15 protein-coding genes are annotated in these 16,086 nt (G+C 32.7%); 5 read left to right on the forward strand and 10 right to left on the reverse strand.

Annotated elements, in window-relative coordinates; genetic code table 11:
• Positions 1–54: 54 nt before the first annotated feature.
• A complete protein-coding gene (locus ACF91D_RS00950; RefSeq protein WP_039069623.1) occupies positions 55–1,656 on the reverse strand; it encodes an L-lactate permease in 1,602 nt (533 codons plus the stop codon).
• A 290-nt stretch (positions 1,657–1,946) separates the two neighbouring features.
• Between ACF91D_RS00950 and ACF91D_RS00955 the strand changes: the two genes are divergently transcribed.
• Complete coding sequence (locus ACF91D_RS00955) at positions 1,947–3,635, forward strand: CDP-glycerol glycerophosphotransferase family protein (RefSeq protein ID WP_069792354.1); 1,689 nt, start codon at positions 1,947–1,949, stop codon at positions 3,633–3,635.
• A 314-nt stretch (positions 3,636–3,949) separates the two neighbouring features.
• Here ACF91D_RS00955 and ACF91D_RS00960 read toward each other — a convergent pair whose 3' ends face one another.
• Both ACF91D_RS00960 and ACF91D_RS00965 read right to left on the reverse strand, forming a co-directional pair.
• A complete protein-coding gene (locus tag ACF91D_RS00960) occupies positions 3,950–4,741 on the reverse strand; it encodes a hypothetical protein (RefSeq protein ID WP_101049812.1) in 792 nt (263 codons plus the stop codon).
• A 242-nt stretch (positions 4,742–4,983) separates the two neighbouring features.
• On the reverse strand, positions 4,984–5,502 hold the full coding sequence (locus ACF91D_RS00965) for a GNAT family N-acetyltransferase (RefSeq protein ID WP_039069626.1): 519 nt from the start codon (positions 5,500–5,502) through the stop codon (positions 4,984–4,986).
• A gap of 247 nt (positions 5,503–5,749) precedes the next feature.
• Between ACF91D_RS00965 and ACF91D_RS00970 the strand changes: the two genes are divergently transcribed.
• The gene (locus ACF91D_RS00970; protein ID WP_039069627.1) at positions 5,750–6,739 is read left to right on the forward strand and encodes an acrylyl-CoA reductase family protein; all 990 of its coding nucleotides are present in this window, start codon (positions 5,750–5,752) and stop codon (positions 6,737–6,739) included.
• Between the two features lie 281 nt (positions 6,740–7,020).
• A complete protein-coding gene (glcP, locus tag ACF91D_RS00975; protein WP_052253475.1) occupies positions 7,021–8,385 on the forward strand; it encodes a glucose transporter GlcP in 1,365 nt (454 codons plus the stop codon).
• 166 nt (positions 8,386–8,551) lie between these two features.
• Here the strand turns inward: glcP and ACF91D_RS00980 are convergent, their stop codons facing one another.
• Together ACF91D_RS00980 and ACF91D_RS00985 are read right to left on the reverse strand one after the other, a co-directional pair.
• Positions 8,552–8,953: a GNAT family N-acetyltransferase gene (locus tag ACF91D_RS00980; protein WP_069792352.1), complete on the reverse strand. Its 402-nt coding sequence runs from the start codon at positions 8,951–8,953 to the stop codon at positions 8,552–8,554.
• Positions 8,954–8,978: 25 nt separating this feature from the next.
• A complete protein-coding gene (locus ACF91D_RS00985) occupies positions 8,979–10,010 on the reverse strand; it encodes an NAD(P)/FAD-dependent oxidoreductase (RefSeq protein WP_039069629.1) in 1,032 nt (343 codons plus the stop codon).
• 113 nt (positions 10,011–10,123) lie between these two features.
• Between ACF91D_RS00985 and ACF91D_RS00990 the strand changes: the two genes are divergently transcribed.
• Positions 10,124–11,041: an ABC transporter substrate-binding protein gene (locus tag ACF91D_RS00990; RefSeq protein WP_107548736.1), complete on the forward strand. Its 918-nt coding sequence runs from the start codon at positions 10,124–10,126 to the stop codon at positions 11,039–11,041.
• Between the two features lie 152 nt (positions 11,042–11,193).
• On the opposite strand, the gene ACF91D_RS00995 is transcribed toward ACF91D_RS00990, so the two are convergent.
• The 5 genes from ACF91D_RS00995 to ACF91D_RS01015 all read right to left on the reverse strand — a co-directional run bounded on the left by ACF91D_RS00995 (position 11,194) and on the right by ACF91D_RS01015 (position 15,069).
• On the reverse strand, positions 11,194–11,607 hold the full coding sequence (locus ACF91D_RS00995) for a DUF2871 domain-containing protein (protein ID WP_039069631.1): 414 nt from the start codon (positions 11,605–11,607) through the stop codon (positions 11,194–11,196).
• 207 nt (positions 11,608–11,814) lie between these two features.
• Positions 11,815–12,261, reverse strand: a complete 447-nt coding sequence (gene rpiB / locus ACF91D_RS01000; protein WP_069792350.1) for a ribose 5-phosphate isomerase B — start codon at positions 12,259–12,261, stop codon at positions 11,815–11,817.
• A gap of 26 nt (positions 12,262–12,287) precedes the next feature.
• Complete coding sequence (gene dhaL / locus ACF91D_RS01005; protein ID WP_107548735.1) at positions 12,288–12,926, reverse strand: dihydroxyacetone kinase subunit DhaL; 639 nt, start codon at positions 12,924–12,926, stop codon at positions 12,288–12,290.
• Positions 12,927–12,938: 12 nt separating this feature from the next.
• Entirely contained in the window at positions 12,939–13,937 is a 999-nt protein-coding gene (locus ACF91D_RS01010) for a dihydroxyacetone kinase subunit DhaK (protein ID WP_039069634.1), read from the reverse strand.
• 49 nt (positions 13,938–13,986) lie between these two features.
• Positions 13,987–15,069, reverse strand: a complete 1,083-nt coding sequence (locus ACF91D_RS01015) for an MDR/zinc-dependent alcohol dehydrogenase-like family protein (RefSeq protein ID WP_069792349.1) — start codon at positions 15,067–15,069, stop codon at positions 13,987–13,989.
• Between the two features lie 176 nt (positions 15,070–15,245).
• On the opposite strand from ACF91D_RS01015, the gene ACF91D_RS01020 reads away from it, so the two are divergent.
• Positions 15,246–16,010, forward strand: a complete 765-nt coding sequence (locus ACF91D_RS01020; protein WP_039069636.1) for a DeoR/GlpR family DNA-binding transcription regulator — start codon at positions 15,246–15,248, stop codon at positions 16,008–16,010.
• Positions 16,011–16,086 lie beyond the last annotated feature (76 nt).

Raw genomic sequence — 16,086 nt, forward strand, 5'->3', positions numbered from 1 at the left:
GGTGATTTATTTAGTGAAGGATATTTTTATTTATAATCTACTAGATTTAAACTATTACATGAATAAATGTAATAAGAATGTCCAAATACACACAAATATAAGCAGAGCAATGCTATAACGCAATGTCATTTTCAACAATTCAGATTCTTTTCCGACTTGTTGTACAGAAGCTGTCGCAATCGCAATAGATTGTGGTGATATTAATTTAGCTGCCACGCCACCTACAGTGTTTGCTGATACTAATAAAGCGCCACTAGCGCCGATATTATTTGCTACTGCTGCTTGAATCGGTGCAAATAATGAATTGTTATTTGTAACAGAACCTGTTAGGAATACGCCAATCCACCCTAATATTGGAGATAACAGTGGGAAAATACTGCCTGTTTTTGCAATACCTTCACCTACTGCACTACTTAGCCCAGCATAAGTCATTAATTTAGAAATCACCAAAATAAAACAAATCGTTATAATCGGTAACCACAATTCTTTAAACGCTTCTTTAAACAATCGCATGCCATCCTTAAATTTAACACTTTTTGACATTAAAATTGTAATAATAATTACAAGTAAAATAGCCGTTCCAGTTTGGCCTATAATATTCAACGGTAACGTGATTGCTTTATTTGCAATATCGCTATAAGTTCCCGGTAATGTTATATTAAATACAAGTGAAGACAATGCACCACCTGGAGCGAAAAGTGACTTAAAGCTTTGTGCACTCCATATCATTACAATCACAGTTAAAATCACAAACGGGCTCCAAGCATATATAATTTGTTTAGGTTTATGTTTTTTAATTGTTTGAGGTTTTTCATCTTTGTTCAATCTAAAGATATTTTTGGGTTGGATTTTTTTCGAGAATAAAGCTAAAGCTAGCATTGAAACTAATGGTGGTATAATGTCTGCCAATTCAGGTCCAATAAATACAGTAATTAAACCTTGTAATACTGCGAAAGTACCACCGACAATTAAAATAGCTGGCAATGTTTCTTTAATACCTTTAAAGCCATCGATAATCCATATTAATAAAAATGGTATTAATAGATTCATAAATACTAAAGTCAATGCTGACATTTGAGAAACTGCCATACCAGAAATATTATCTGGTAAACCTAATGTATCAATAACAGTGACAGGTAAGCCAATTGCTCCAAACGCACCTGCAGACGCATTAGCAATTAAGCAAAGCATCGCAGCTTGTAATGGACCAAACCCTAACTGTGTTAGTAACAATGCACAAATTGCAATTGGTACACCAAAACCTGCTGCACCTTCTAAAAATCCATTAAAAGCAAAGCCAATTAGCAATAACTGAATACGCTGATCTTGTGAAATACTAGAAATACTATCTTGTATCGTATTAAACTGGCCAGTTTCATTCGTAATTTTATAAAGTAAGACTGCCATAACTACAATATATCCAATTGGTATAATACCTTGGAAAAATCCTTCAACAACTGCTCCCGATGCTATCGTTACAGGTAGTTTGAAGAATAGCATTGCAATAATAAGTGTAACAACTACAGTTGTTAATGAAGCATAAATACCTTTCATCTTAAAAATAGTAAGACATAAAAGAAATAAAACTACAGGTATTGCTGCTACTAATGTTGATAACAAGATGTTACCAAAGGGGTTAAAAGATTCTACAAACATTTTGACTCACTTCCATTTTCTATTTTTATTTGGTAATGAAGAACCTAATGTATATTGTGATTTTTTTCACAATTTGATTATACCATTTTTTTATCTAATTACAATAAATTTTTGAGAATTAATCATCCCATTAACAATTTCCCTATTTTATAAATTTAAAAAGTCATTTTTCAATAATTTGAAATTAAAAAATGATTAGTTTTATACGCTTCAATTTATAAGGGAATCTTTTGTTACAGGTTCCTTACATGATAAAATAGTATAAACAACTATTAAGTAGAGGTATACAAATGATAAAACAAATTGAAATTACAGCGTTGCACCTTTTAGAGTCTGAATTGGAAAAAGCAACATTAGAAGGTTACTCACACTTTGTATTAATTAATGACCAAATTGAAATATACCAACATATGCTTGAAGCTGTTGAATTAGAGCCATGCCCGATTGTAACAGACTATACAGTTCAACAGCAATACGTCAACGACTGTCGCTATTTTGGAAAATTAGAAATCACTTTCAACGATTGGATTGAAAATATTAACCACTTCCCAAATGTTATTTTCCATATAGAAACAGCACAAAACATCTTAAAAAGTTTTGAAATCAACAATATTTTTGACTTATCACTTATTTCACTATTACAAGATGACATCCGTACAGATAGTCATGTCGTTTTTAATTTTGAATCCACATTTATTACAAGTAACGATATTTGGAATGAAATTCATAACTTAACACCATTGAACACAACGAAATTCAGTCTAAATAAATTAGCCTATGAGCATAAACACCCTATTCCATTTAAAAACAGTGAAACGCTCGCACCAGAGCAATTGCGCTTTACAGATAAATGCTTAAAAAATACAGGGTTTAAATTGCCCCATTGGTTTTATCATATGCTTCAACAACATTTTGAAAAGAAACATCGTGAAGCAAGTTATATTTATAAAAAAGACAAATCTAAAATTAAGAATCACATCGTTTTCTTAGGCTTTGATTATGGTTTCCGTGGTAATTCTCGTTATTTATTTAACCATTTTGCCAAGCACTTTACTAAATTACCTATTTACTTTATTACTAACGATGTTAATGGGCCCAATTTTATTAAACCAGATGATCCTAAAGCTAAATCACTTATCGAAAGTGCACAAGTAGTTATATTAGAAAGTTATATACCGGACTCTTTAAAGCCAAACGGCACTATTATACAACTTTGGCATGGTACCCCTATTAAAAAATTATTTTTAGATAGTCCAGAACCAACCCAAAATCTTAATATTTATAATTATCGCGCCCGTAAATATAATAAGTGGTTGCAACAAGATTATTTCATTAGTGATTGTTCAGCAATTATTGATTATTTTAAAACTGCTTTCCCACAACAACAAACACATATTTTAAATTGCGGTTATCCAAGAGTTCGATATTTATTAGAAAAGCAGTCTGATCATCACTATGTTTCATTTATCAAGCAAGAATTGAAGTTAAATCCTGAAAAAGAAACATTGCTTTATGCACCTACTTGGCGTACAGATTATGATGAATCCGATTTATTACCAATAAGCGATGGTCTGCTAAATAAATACAATGTTATATTTAAAGGACATGTTGAAGCTGGTTCTAACTATGTTCCTGAGAACGCAATTATTGCTCCCACTCATATAGAAGTTCAAGATTTACTGTTGATTTCAGATATTGTCTTAACTGACTATTCATCGATTATTTTTGATGCATTAACTATCGATAAAACAGTCTGTCAATATACACCAAATCATGAAAAATATGTTTCCGAACGTGGAGTTTATGAAGAAGTGATGCATGCGTTATCTACAGTACGCTACAGCGATGCTAAAGCATTACTTAACGATTTAATAAGCCATCAAATGAAAGATATACATGATAATTCTTTTGTAAATAAAAATAACCATGCTTTTGAAACCATTTCACATATTATTCATAAATGTACTAAATCTAAGTAAAGTGTCATGTTTAATTATTTGACTAATTATAAGAAAAAATTAAGTTATAAAGATCCTTGGTTAAAAAATAAGCGTCAATTTCTATATTATTTCAGTAGAAATTGACGCTTTGCTTATTTTTACGTAGCTATTTTGTGCGTGCTCATGCCCAGTGTAATAATAGGAGTGTGCGCTAGAAAATTGAACCATGACTAGTCAAACATGTATGGGCCGATATCATAAGCTATTAATTAACAAGAGAGGCAATCCATTACGGATTACCTCTCTGTTTTGAACATGGTCACTTATTTCCCCTGTTCTTCATTTATAGTATTTTATTGTCGATACGCAGGATCTACTACTCTAACCATACCTTGTTGGTCTACTGTAGCAATTGTATATGTTCCAGGTTGTGCTTGATTTTGGAAACTAAAGATATAACTATAATTTCCCTCACTACCTTCAATTGCATAGTCATTGAAAGGATTAGATTGACCATTCAATGAGTTAACCTCAGCAGTAGCTTTGTCCAATGAATTTTGGAAATTAGGCAAACTTTGTAATGCAGTTTGTGGATTTACATTACCAGACGTGATATTTTGTGCTACTGGTACAGCATTTTGTCCTTGGTAAGGAGCCACGTATTGAGATGCGCTTGAGTTTGATGCATTATTGTTGCTAGCACTGTTACTATTATTTGCATTATTACTATCCACATTGTCATTATTTCCTGAAGTTGATGTGCCATTTCCGCTATTCGTATTATTAGATTCATTATTGCCCTCTGAACCTGAATTATTACCTGAGGCACTACCATTGTTATCAGAAGAACTGTTACCATCATTTGATGAACTGTCAGAATTGTTTCCATTACTATTAGCGTCATTATTTGAAGAACTATCTCCATTAGATTTACTATCTGAATCTTTGTTTTTGTCTGAGTCTTTATCTTTGTCAGAGCTATCATTACTCTTCTTGTCATCATTTTTAGAATCATTTGATTTGTCATCAGACGATTGGTTGTCTTTTGAACTATCGTCCTTTTTACTACTGTCATCATCGCTACCATTTGAACAAGCAGCGAGCGCTAAAGATAAAGTAAGAAAACCTGCTAATAATTTTTTCATATAGAAAAACCTCCTTAATTTTTAATACTCATAACCTAATGGTCATTATCTATGTATCTCATCATCCAAAAGGTTGAATGAGAATTAATTTATTATTCACTATAAATTTAACAATAAACATCTTTAATGAAAATTCCTTAAAAAACATATAAAAATTTAACAAACTCAAAATATTTTTAAACTTTATATCGTCTTAACGCCTATTTAAATTATGCCATAAAACGGTTAACAAATCCTTATTTCTAAATATCTTTTTCCATAATTAAATCTATATCTACTACATTACCAGTATAAAAATGATGTTCTCCTGTAACACGCAGTCCTTGCTTTTCGTAGAAATTAAGTGCTTGTTTATTGTGTTCCCATACACCTAACCAAATTTTATTTTTCTTTAATTCTCGCGCTTTTTCGATTGCGAATTCAAAGACATGTTTTCCTCTTCCGCCACCTTGAGCTCTTGATAAAAAATAAATGCGTTGAATTTCAAGATATTCATTTCCCTTTTGTTCTGTTTGAGCTTCATTAATATTTAATTTAAAATAACCTACTATCTCTTCATTTTCTTTGTAAAAATAAGTGAATGATGCTTTGTTATCTAATTCTTTTTTTAGTTGTTTTATATTATAAGCCGTTTTAAAATACTGTTCGAAATCTTCATCTGTGTAACCACCGTCTTCAAATGTCGCTTTAAATGTAGTGATACTAAGTTGACGCAATTGCTCTAGTTCGTTAGATTTTACAAATTCAATTTGAGTCGACATATTACTTCCCCCACTTTGCTTTCTCTTTAAAAATAATTATACTAAAATGCTTCTTGTCTTACTATTGAATATTAATACTTTTATAATTATTTACTTTCCTCTACAAAAATTAAATTGCTATTAATTTAAAGCGCTTACCTAAAAAACGTATGGTTTAGCCTTATTGTGTAATATTCAATTACATGATAAAGTAGTTCTAGTTTTTTAATTGTTCGTAAATATATACATAAGGGAGTGCCATTTGGCAATGACTGAAACATTTAAAGCTTTTGTAGTCGATGAACAAGACGGCAAAGTAACTAACCAATATAAAGATTTATCAATAAATGATTTACCAGAGGGTGAGGTACTTATAAAAGTTAAGTACTCTGGTATTAATTATAAAGACGCGCTTGCAACTGTGGAAAATTCAAAAATCGTAAAATCGTACCCAATGGTTCCAGGTATTGATTTAGCTGGCGTAGTAGAACATTCCGATACACACGCTTTTGAAGCTGGTGACAAAGTTATTGTCACTGGGTATGACTTAGGCATTAGCCACTTTGGTGGTTTTAGTGAATACGCTCGTGTAAAAGAAGAATGGATTGTACCTTTACCAAAAGATTTAACACTTGAAGAAGCTATGATTTATGGGACAGCTGGCTATACAGCAGGCTTAGCTATCGAAAAGTTAGAACATAATGGGTTATCTGTAGAAAAAGAAGATGTGCTAGTACGTGGTGCCACGGGCGGTGTAGGAACACTTGCAGTAATGATGTTGGACTCAATCGGCTTTGATGTTGTTGCAAGTACTGGCAAGCAAAATGCTGAAGCTCAGCTTAAATCTTTAGGAGCAAAAGAAGTAATACCTCGTATTTCTGAAAGTGATAATAAACCACTTGGTAAACGTACTTGGCAAGGCGCTATAGATCCAGTAGGTGGAGAAAGTTTATCGCAAATTATTAAGCAATTAGATTATGATGGCAGCATTGCTTTAATAGGCATGACTGGTGGAACTAACTTTGATAGTTCTGTATTTCCATTTATATTAAGAGGTACTAGCATAATAGGTATTGATTCAGTTTATACTGAAATGAGACAACGCAAACATATTTGGCGTCGTTTAGCAAAAGACTTAAAACCAGATCAATTACACGACATCAAACAAGTGATTAAGTTCAATGATATTGAGTCAAGTATTAAACAAGTACTTGAACATGAAAATTCTGGCCGTATAGTCATCGACTTTGAAGCATAAACTTAATCAAACTATAGAAATGTTTCAAATTATTAACAATTCATAAATTGTCACTCTTGAATAGAGCGTGAATATGAAAGCAAACTTTAAAATTTGTTTTCATATTCACGCTCTTTTTCGTTATATTACAATTAATATAACCTCGCATTTTTATGCATATAAATAAAAATTACATCTCATATAAATAGATGTAAATAAATAAAAATCTTATACTTTAATATTTACAAGTAAAATATGAAAGCGTATACTTATCTTTATCGAAAACATTCAGGAGGGTTTTTATGGGAATAAAAGTAAATAAAAAACTCATCTTTTTCCTTGGTGCGTTGGGAGGTTTACTCTATGGTTATGACATGGGAGTAATATCTGGTGCCTTATTATTTATAAGAGATGATATACCTTTAAATAGTTTTACTGAAGGTCTTGTAGTTTCGTCTATGTTAGTTGGGGCAATATTTGGTTCAGGTGCTAGTGGACCGATGTCTGATAGATTAGGCCGTAGACGTGTTGTATTTATTATAGCAATTATATACATAGTCGGTGCTTTAATATTAGCCTTAGCGCCTTCCATGCCTATACTAGTTCTCGGTCGTCTAATCATTGGTTTAGCTGTAGGTGGTTCTACTGCTATCGTACCAGTTTATTTATCAGAAATGGCGCCTACCGAGCAACGTGGTTCATTAAGCTCTTTAAATCAATTAATGATTACAATTGGTATTCTATCTTCATACTTAATCAATTACGCTTTCACACCAATCGAAGGTTGGAGATGGATGCTAGGACTTGCAATCGTACCTTCAGTTATTTTATTAGTTGGTGTCGCATTTATGCCTGAAAGTCCTAGATGGTTACTTGAGCACAGAAGTGAAAAAGCAGCACGTGATGTTATGAAATTAACATTTAAAGATAGTGAAATCGACAAAGAAATTGCTGATATGAAAGAAATTAACAGTATTTCTGAAAGCACTTGGAATGTGTTAAAATCACCATGGTTGCGACCTACTCTGATTATCGGAAGTATCTTTGCATTACTTCAACAAATAATAGGAATTAACGCAATTATTTATTACGCACCTACTATTTTCAATAAAGCTGGTTTAGGTAATGCTACTTCTATTTTAGGAACAGTAGGAATTGGTACCGTAAACGTCCTAATTACTATTGTCGCAATTATGATTATTGATAAAATTGATCGTAAGCGTCTATTAGTCATTGGTAACATTGGTATGGTTGCTTCGTTACTGATAATGGCTATCTTAATTTGGACAATCGGTATTCAATCGTCCGCATGGATTATCGTAGCTTGTTTAACTTTATTCATTATATTCTTTGGTTTTACTTGGGGACCAGTACTTTGGGTTATGTTACCAGAATTATTCCCAATGCGTGCACGTGGTGCCGCAACCGGTGTCGCAGCGCTTGTATTATCAATTGGTAGTTTATTAGTTGCGCAATTCTTCCCAATTTTGACGGAAGTATTATCAGTTGAACAAGTATTCTTAATCTTTGCTGCGATTGGTGTTTGTGCTTTAATCTTTGTAATTAAATACTTACCAGAAACACGTGGTCGTAGTTTAGAAGAAATTGAAGCAGACTTACGTTCTAGAACAAATGCTGCAAATGCAAATATAGAAGAAACAAAATAGCAATTAGCAATGGATGAGCTGAGTTCTTACTCAAGCTCATCCATAATAAAGAACTAATAACTTAAGTTATTGACAATATAACAGTTGAGGAGGCTGAAACAATTAATTTGTTTCAGCCTCCTCATTATTATATTCAAATCAAAAACTATAAATTTATGCTTACTTATCAATATTTGAAATACATACCACAAGAGTTGGGTTCTGTAGTAATAAAACCAAATTGTGCATACAACTGATCTGCAGGATAATCAGCTATCAAACTGACGTAGGTTCCTGATTCAGCCTCAGTGTTAATATAATCCATAATATGAGTCATTATTTCCTTTCCATAACCATAACCTTGGTATGCTGGATGAACTGCTATATCAATGATTTGAAATGCCGTTCCACCATCACCAATCACTCTTCCCATACCTATTAACGTCTGTTGATCATAGATTGTGACATTAAAACATGCATTAGGTATACCTTTTTCAGCAGCTTCTCGAGACTTTTCACTTAGTCCAGCTATTTTACGTAAATTTCTATAGTCTTCAACAATCGGTGGTTCATGCTTTATCTCAACCATTTATTGCTTTCTCCTAAAAATTATATTATAAATATTTCTTCATAACTACTTTGTTTGATTCCTTAAAGACATCATTGTGGCTTGAAACGTAGCCTTCTGCAGCTGCTTTGGGTTCAATATAAAGCTTAGCCAAATTTGCGGCATTAGCTGCGTCACTAAAAGCACTAGCGATAAGATGAGCTTTAGCTTCATGATATATAATATCACCACATGCATACAGTCCATCAATACTCGTAGAAGTATTGCCGAAGCCTTTAATGCTATACTCGTTAAACATATCTACTTGTGTTGAAGAAGCCTCTAACAATGTATTTTCTCTATCAAAACCATGACTGATAATCACATCATCAAATGCTTTAACCGTTTGTTCACCTGTTTCAATATTCTCTAATATCACTTTTTCAATTTGTGTTTGTCCTTGATTGCCTATAAGTTGATATATATGTGTATTCGGTAATTTTTCAACATTCAATTGCTCCATTTTATCTCTCATTGCTTCATAACCTTTAATATCAGCTTTTCTATAAATAAGCGTAACACTTTTAGCATAACCACTTAAATCGTTAGCCCAATCTAAAGCTGAATTACCAGCGCCAGAAATCAATACATTTTTATCTTTAAATTTTTTTAAAGACTGTACGACATAATGTAAATTAGTCAATTTGTATCTTTCTGCATCTTTGATATCTAGTTGCTTTGGATTAATGATACCTCCGCCAATTGCTATAATCACTGATTTTCCTTCAAATACATTTCCTTTATCCGTTTCAATCTCAAAATGTTGTTCGGCAATTTTTCTTATATCAATTACACGTTCTTCTAAATTCACTTCAGGATTAAAATGTAGACCTTGTCTAACTGTGTCTTGAATAACTTCAAAACACGGTTTCGGTGCTAATCCGCCAATATCCCATATAATTTTTTCTGGATAGACATGCATCTTCCCCCCAAGTTTGTCTTGAATATCTATGATACGGACGTTCATCCCTCTTAATCCTGAATAAAAACTAGCAAATAGCCCTGCTGGGCCACCACCAATTATAATTACGTCATCCATAAAGTATCCTCCCAAATTTAACTTGTATCTTACATACATTATGCTATAATTGATAATCATTATCAACTAAAATATTTTATTAATCAACTTTTATATTTAGGAGATGTTCACCAATGAAAAAAATAGCTTTACTCCTTATTTATTTAATTTTATTTACTGCTGCTTGTGGTACAAATAATTCAAACCATAAAGAAGATTCAAAGCTTGAGTCCACTGAGAAAATATTTAAAGATGATACCGGAAATGAAATCAAAATTCCTAAAAACCCTAAAAATATAGCAGTTTTACACCCTACCTATGTAGGTGCTCTAGTAAAATTTGGTCATAAGCCAATCGCAGTACCAGAATTTGTAAATAAAAACAAAGTATTAAATGACTCTACACAAGGAATTAAACGTATTGATAATACTAGTATTGAACAAGTTACACATCAAAAACCTGATTTAATCATTACTACAATCCAAGATAAAAATATTAAAAAATTACAAAAAATCGCACCTACAGTCGCTTTTGATGCAGAAAAATCTAATTATAAAGATAATACTCAAAAGCTTGCTACTTTAGTTAATGAAGAATCGAAAGCTAAACAATGGATTAAAGAATGGGATACTCAAATGGCAAAAGATAGAAAAGAACTAGAACCAGTAATTAAAGAAAAATCTATTTCTGTCTTACAGCAAACACCAAAAGGAACAATGGCCTTTAGCGATCATCTGGGTAGAGGTACAGAAATTCTATATGATGGTTATAGAATGAAGCAGCCTAAAGCACTCGCACAAGCCACAAAAAATAAATTCGCTACACCAATCAACCCAGAAAACTTTGCAGACTATATAGGTGATTTCGCAGTTATTGCTACAAACGGCAAACAAAATGTACCATTTGAGAATACTAATTACTGGCGTAATTTATCCGCAGTAAAAAATAAAAACATAATTAAGTTCGACGTTACTATTACACAGTATAATGATCCTATTTCATTAGAAAAACAACGTGACATTTTCTATAAAGCATTAATGAATATAAAATAACTTTTTCACAAAAAAATGAGGGGCGAAATCCGACTGTTGGTTTCATCCCCTCTTATCACATAATTCATTAAGTTGAAAAAAATGCATTTAAATTTGAATGATAGTCCTGTTTTAAACTCACTTTAATGAGTTTAGATTTAATACCCTTTTCACTAATCCCTAGGATCTTTAATAATTGCATTTCTTAATACGAAAAACAACAGTATAAAGCCTGCAGTTAAAATTGTATGACCCATGCCTGCAAATCCAGCAAACGAATCTGGCACCGTAAGCCCAACAACTTGATATGTTCCCTTCGTAAACATCATACCTATTGTAGTTAACACACCAATGTTATAAATAATGAAAAACCAGTTAAATAAATAATAACTATCTAATTTAAATATTTTCACAACTGGCAATAAAATAAGGTGCATAAACATACCTAAGATTAACGTGTGTGTATGTACAACCACGAGTTGTGTATCTCCAGTAAAGTTATGAGCAAGTGTCAATTCACGATAATAGAACCCACTTAATAAACCTAATATAGTATAAACTAAAAAAGCATACAGTACTCTACGCATAGATAATCCTCCTTAAGCATATTATAGGATAATATATTAAAAATTACAGTGACAATTCTACAAACTTATCAAAAAGGATTAGGATTATTTAGATTTAGAAATAGCTACCATAACAATAAAAAATAGCTCTAAAGAAATTTACAACGATAAATTTCTTTAGAGCTAATCTTATTATATTTCTTTTAATAACTACTATTTCTTTACCATTTAGTTCTGTTCATTTCTCTCAACTTCGTCAATTTTATCAACTTTACGCTGAGAACCGCCTTCCCAACTTACATTAAGATATGCTTCCACATTTTTCTTAGCGACTTCTATACCAATAATTTGAGCACCCATTGTTAAAATCTGTGCATTATTACTTAATTGCGCACGTTCTGCAGAATAAAAATCATGTGCTAATGCAGCGCGTATCCCCGTTAATTTATTAGCTGTTATAGCTACACCAATACCTGTGCCACATATTAAAATACCGCGAGCATTTTGGCCTTGTTGTATACTTTTACCAACTTCAGCTGCCACATCTGGGTAGTCTGTTTCTGCACATTGATGACAACCAAAATCTTCAACTTCATGCCCTAACGCTTCAACATGTTCTTTGACCGCTTCTTTTAAATCGTATCCATTATGGTCTGCACCAATTGCTATTTTCATGTAATTTCCTCCTTAATATTTTTCCTTTAATTTTCAATAAAACTGTCAAATGTTTCTAACATTAAATAGGCAGACATCGCGCCTGGGTCCACGTGTCCTTGAGATCTATAACCTAACCTCTTAGAACGTCCTTTATTAGAAATAATATCTTTTGTACTTTCCATACCTATATGAGCTTCTTTTAAAGCTTTATTGTATCCATCTGTAAATGGCATCTCTTGTTCCATTGATTGTGCTAATGATTTATAAAATGGTTCTAATGTATCTATCATTGTTTTATCACCAATTTCGGCTTTACCTCTATCTTTAATACCTTTACTAAAAGCAATCCAAAATTGATATAATCCATTATCATTCAACTCTGTTTGGTTTTTAATCGCAACCGCACCTTTTAAATAACCAGACGCGTATAAAGGACCGACAGATGAACCTACAGCATCTAAAAAACTTTTGCCTACAGCCACACTAATTTTCGCAATATCATTTTGTGATACTAGCTCATTCTGAATCGTTTCCTTTACTGCTTGATAACCAATGTCCATTGTGACACCGTGATCACCATCACCAATTTTTCGGTCTAACTCACAAAGTTCGTCTTTTTTCTGTTCAAACAGTGTTGTTAACGCTAATATATAATCTTTAAATGCTTGATTTGTTAATATCATATTTACGCCTCCCTAAACTACCTTGAAGTTCGGACAATCTACTGGATGATCCACGCATGCCTTCAGCGTCTCATCCACTTTCATTAGCGTCACTGAGAAACCGCCCATCTCCATAGAAGTAATAAAGTTGCCTACAAATGTTTTATAAATGCTAATGTTTTTATCTTCTAAAATTTCACTTACTTCTTTATTAATTATATAAAGTTCCATTTGAGATGTAGCACCCAGACCATTAACTAAGACAACCACTTCATCACCTTCATGATATATCGCTTCTTTTAAAATGTTTTGCATAATCACATTTACTGTTTCTTTAGCTGTTCGAATTGTTGTTTTTTCTATACCTGGTTCACCGTGATGACCTAAACCAATTTCCATTTCGTTATCTTCTAAATCAAAACTTGGTTTGCCTGTTTGAGGTAAATAACAAGGACTTAAACCTATCCCCATAGAACGTGTTTGATCATTTGCGAATTGCGCAATACGTCTTACTTCTTCTAAGTTATATCCAAAGTCTGCCGCCGCACCGGCTGCTTTATACACAAGTAGTTCGCCAGCGATTCCTCTACGGTCATCAATATCTTTAGATGAAGCAACATCATCATTGCCGATAACAGCCGCCGTTTGGATATCATCTTCTATTTCTGTCATTTCGCTAGCCATCTCAAAATTCATTAAGTCACCAGCGTAATTACCATAAATATATAACACACCGTAATCTTGATTGATTTCTTTCGTCACAGCTTGGATTGGTATCGGTGAAGGAGATGCAAATATATTACCCACCGCGACACCATCTGCCATACCTTTCCCTACATAACCTAAAAATCCAGGTTCATGACCAGATCCTCCACCAATCAATACGCTTACTTTACGTTTTTCACTTCTTTTGTTACCTATTAAAGCCCTTTTATGAAGTTCTGAACGTCTTAAATATTCAGGATAAGCAGCTAAATAACCAGTCATTAATTCATCAATAACATGGTCTGGATTATTAACCATTTTTTTCATTTCAATGCGCTCCTTTTATTAAATAAATTCTGTAGTCATTGACTTTAATTTAAGGTACAAGAACAATTTTTAATGATTTGTCTCCTTTTTTCATCAAATCAAATCCTTGTTCAAAATCTTTTAAAGGCAATTGATGTGTGACAACGCCATCAGTTGGAAAGTCATCTTTTTGGATACCATCAATAACAAGTGGATAGCAATAAGGTCCTAAATGACTACCCATTAAATCTAATTCTTTACGATCTGAAATGATGCTCCAATCTACCGTTACAGGATCAGCAAATACAGAGAATTCTACAAAACGACCTAATTTTCTGATTGCACTTAAACCTTGTTCAACAGATTTAGGATGACCCGTAGCTTCAATATAAGTATCACAACCATACCCTTCAGTCATCGCCTTGATTTCCTTAACGACATCAACCTTAGCCGGATTCATTACGATATCAGCACCAAATTTCTTAGCTAGTTCTAAACGCTCATCTTTCATATCTAAAACGACTAATGTCTCAGCTCCTGCTTTTTTAGCTGCGCCTACCATACCTAAACCTAATGTGCCAGCACCAGAAAGTACAACAAAATCTCCTAATTTGATATTGGCACGCTGTACTGCATGCAAACTACAAGCGTAAGGTTCTATTAAAATTGCTTTTTCTATAGGCATATCCTCAGGCACTTTATAATTGATTGCTTCTTTTGTGAATTTCATATACTCTGCCATACCACCATTTACATTGTTTTGGAAGCCATATAAGTCATGTTTTTCACACATCCAATATTCTCCACGGTTACAGAATCTGCAATCCCAACAAGGTACGATTTGTTCGGAAATTACACGGTCGCCAATTTCAAAATCTATAACATCCTCGCCCTTTTCAACGATACGAGCTATAAATTCGTGACCCGGAATCATTGGTGCTTTAATATATGGTGGCTGCGTTTCATCACCCCAAAAGCTCGGCGCACCATCATAAGCTTTAATATCACCAGCACATATGCCACATGCTTCTACTTTTACGATTATTTCTTTTGAATTTTCTATTTTCGGAGTTTCGACTGTTTCATATTTATATTCACCAGGTGCGTAAGCTACAACAGCGTTCATTTGTTCTGGATAATTTTTCTTAGTCATAATTAAAATCTCCCCTTTTCTTTTTAGAAAACGTTTTCATTAACAATTATTATTCTAATATATTTTTTCGTTTCTTTCAAACATTCTTTCATTTATTTTCATTTTTCTTTGTTTTAGTTTTCTTGTGCACTATTTATGTTAAAATGTATTATGATATAAAGAAGGATGTGACTTATATGAAAATATATGCTGATGAGCGTAGAGAACATATTTATACCTATATAAAATCTCATAAACGCGCAACGGTAAAACAGCTCTCTGATTACTTAAGTGTTACAGAAGCAACTGTAAGAAGTGATTTAAGACGCCTTGAAAGTGAAAACAAATTAATCCGTACACACGGTGGTGCAAAGATAACCAATAATCTTGGGTCTAAGTTAAATTTTTCTTATCGTTTATCTCAAAAACATTCGGAAAAATATAAAATTAGTAAGCATGCTTTAAAAAAAATACAACCACAACAATGTATTATGATTGATGCAAGTTCTACAACTTATGAACTAGCTAAACTATTAACCGAAACGACAATGGAACTAACTATCATCACAAATGGCTTAGAAAACGCGGTATTATTAAAAGAGAATCCACATTTAACTGTGCTTGTGGTTGGAGGTTTTGTTTCACAGGATTCAAACGCAATCACCGGTAATATTGACTCGCAAATACTAGAAATGTATCACATAGATTATTTCTTTTTATCTGCGAATGGCTTTACACTTGAAAATGGGTTAACTGATTTCTCTTTACCTGAAGTTCAATTAAAAAAACAAATGGTAAAAGAAAGTGAAAATGTCATTGCGCTTATTGATAAAAGTAAATTTGATATATCCTCGACTCTTTCTTTTGCAAAAATCAGTGATATTACAGAAGTCATAACTGATGAAACACCATCAAATAAGTGGAAAAAAGATGTACCATTTTCATTAACAGTTGCACCATGAAAAAATGAAACACAAAAAGGAACAATGATGACTTTATCTAAAAGTAATTTACATTTAGATCGTTAAAGTACATCAT

Source organism: Staphylococcus sp. 231237_7MaSpsaltlick (genome assembly GCF_043107035.1).

What these genes read in the sequence shown, in the direction of transcription:
- ACF91D_RS00950 (WP_039069623.1), bottom strand. Translation starts at nt 1,656, where the DNA reads ATGTTTGTAGAATCTTTTAACCCCTTTGGTAACATCTTGTTATCAACA.
- ACF91D_RS00955 (WP_069792354.1), top strand. Translation starts at nt 1,947, where the DNA reads ATGATAAAACAAATTGAAATTACAGCGTTGCACCTTTTAGAGTCTGAA.
- ACF91D_RS00960 (WP_101049812.1), bottom strand. Translation starts at nt 4,741, where the DNA reads ATGAAAAAATTATTAGCAGGTTTTCTTACTTTATCTTTAGCGCTCGCT.
- ACF91D_RS00965 (WP_039069626.1), bottom strand. Translation starts at nt 5,502, where the DNA reads ATGTCGACTCAAATTGAATTTGTAAAATCTAACGAACTAGAGCAATTG.
- ACF91D_RS00970 (WP_039069627.1), top strand. Translation starts at nt 5,750, where the DNA reads ATGACTGAAACATTTAAAGCTTTTGTAGTCGATGAACAAGACGGCAAA.
- glcP (WP_052253475.1), top strand. Translation starts at nt 7,021, where the DNA reads ATGGGAATAAAAGTAAATAAAAAACTCATCTTTTTCCTTGGTGCGTTG.
- ACF91D_RS00980 (WP_069792352.1), bottom strand. Translation starts at nt 8,953, where the DNA reads ATGGTTGAGATAAAGCATGAACCACCGATTGTTGAAGACTATAGAAAT.
- ACF91D_RS00985 (WP_039069629.1), bottom strand. Translation starts at nt 10,010, where the DNA reads ATGGATGACGTAATTATAATTGGTGGTGGCCCAGCAGGGCTATTTGCT.
- ACF91D_RS00990 (WP_107548736.1), top strand. Translation starts at nt 10,124, where the DNA reads ATGAAAAAAATAGCTTTACTCCTTATTTATTTAATTTTATTTACTGCT.
- ACF91D_RS00995 (WP_039069631.1), bottom strand. Translation starts at nt 11,607, where the DNA reads ATGCGTAGAGTACTGTATGCTTTTTTAGTTTATACTATATTAGGTTTA.
- rpiB (WP_069792350.1), bottom strand. Translation starts at nt 12,261, where the DNA reads ATGAAAATAGCAATTGGTGCAGACCATAATGGATACGATTTAAAAGAA.
- dhaL (WP_107548735.1), bottom strand. Translation starts at nt 12,926, where the DNA reads ATGATATTAACAAATCAAGCATTTAAAGATTATATATTAGCGTTAACA.
- ACF91D_RS01010 (WP_039069634.1), bottom strand. Translation starts at nt 13,937, where the DNA reads ATGAAAAAAATGGTTAATAATCCAGACCATGTTATTGATGAATTAATG.
- ACF91D_RS01015 (WP_069792349.1), bottom strand. Translation starts at nt 15,069, where the DNA reads ATGACTAAGAAAAATTATCCAGAACAAATGAACGCTGTTGTAGCTTAC.
- ACF91D_RS01020 (WP_039069636.1), top strand. Translation starts at nt 15,246, where the DNA reads ATGAAAATATATGCTGATGAGCGTAGAGAACATATTTATACCTATATA.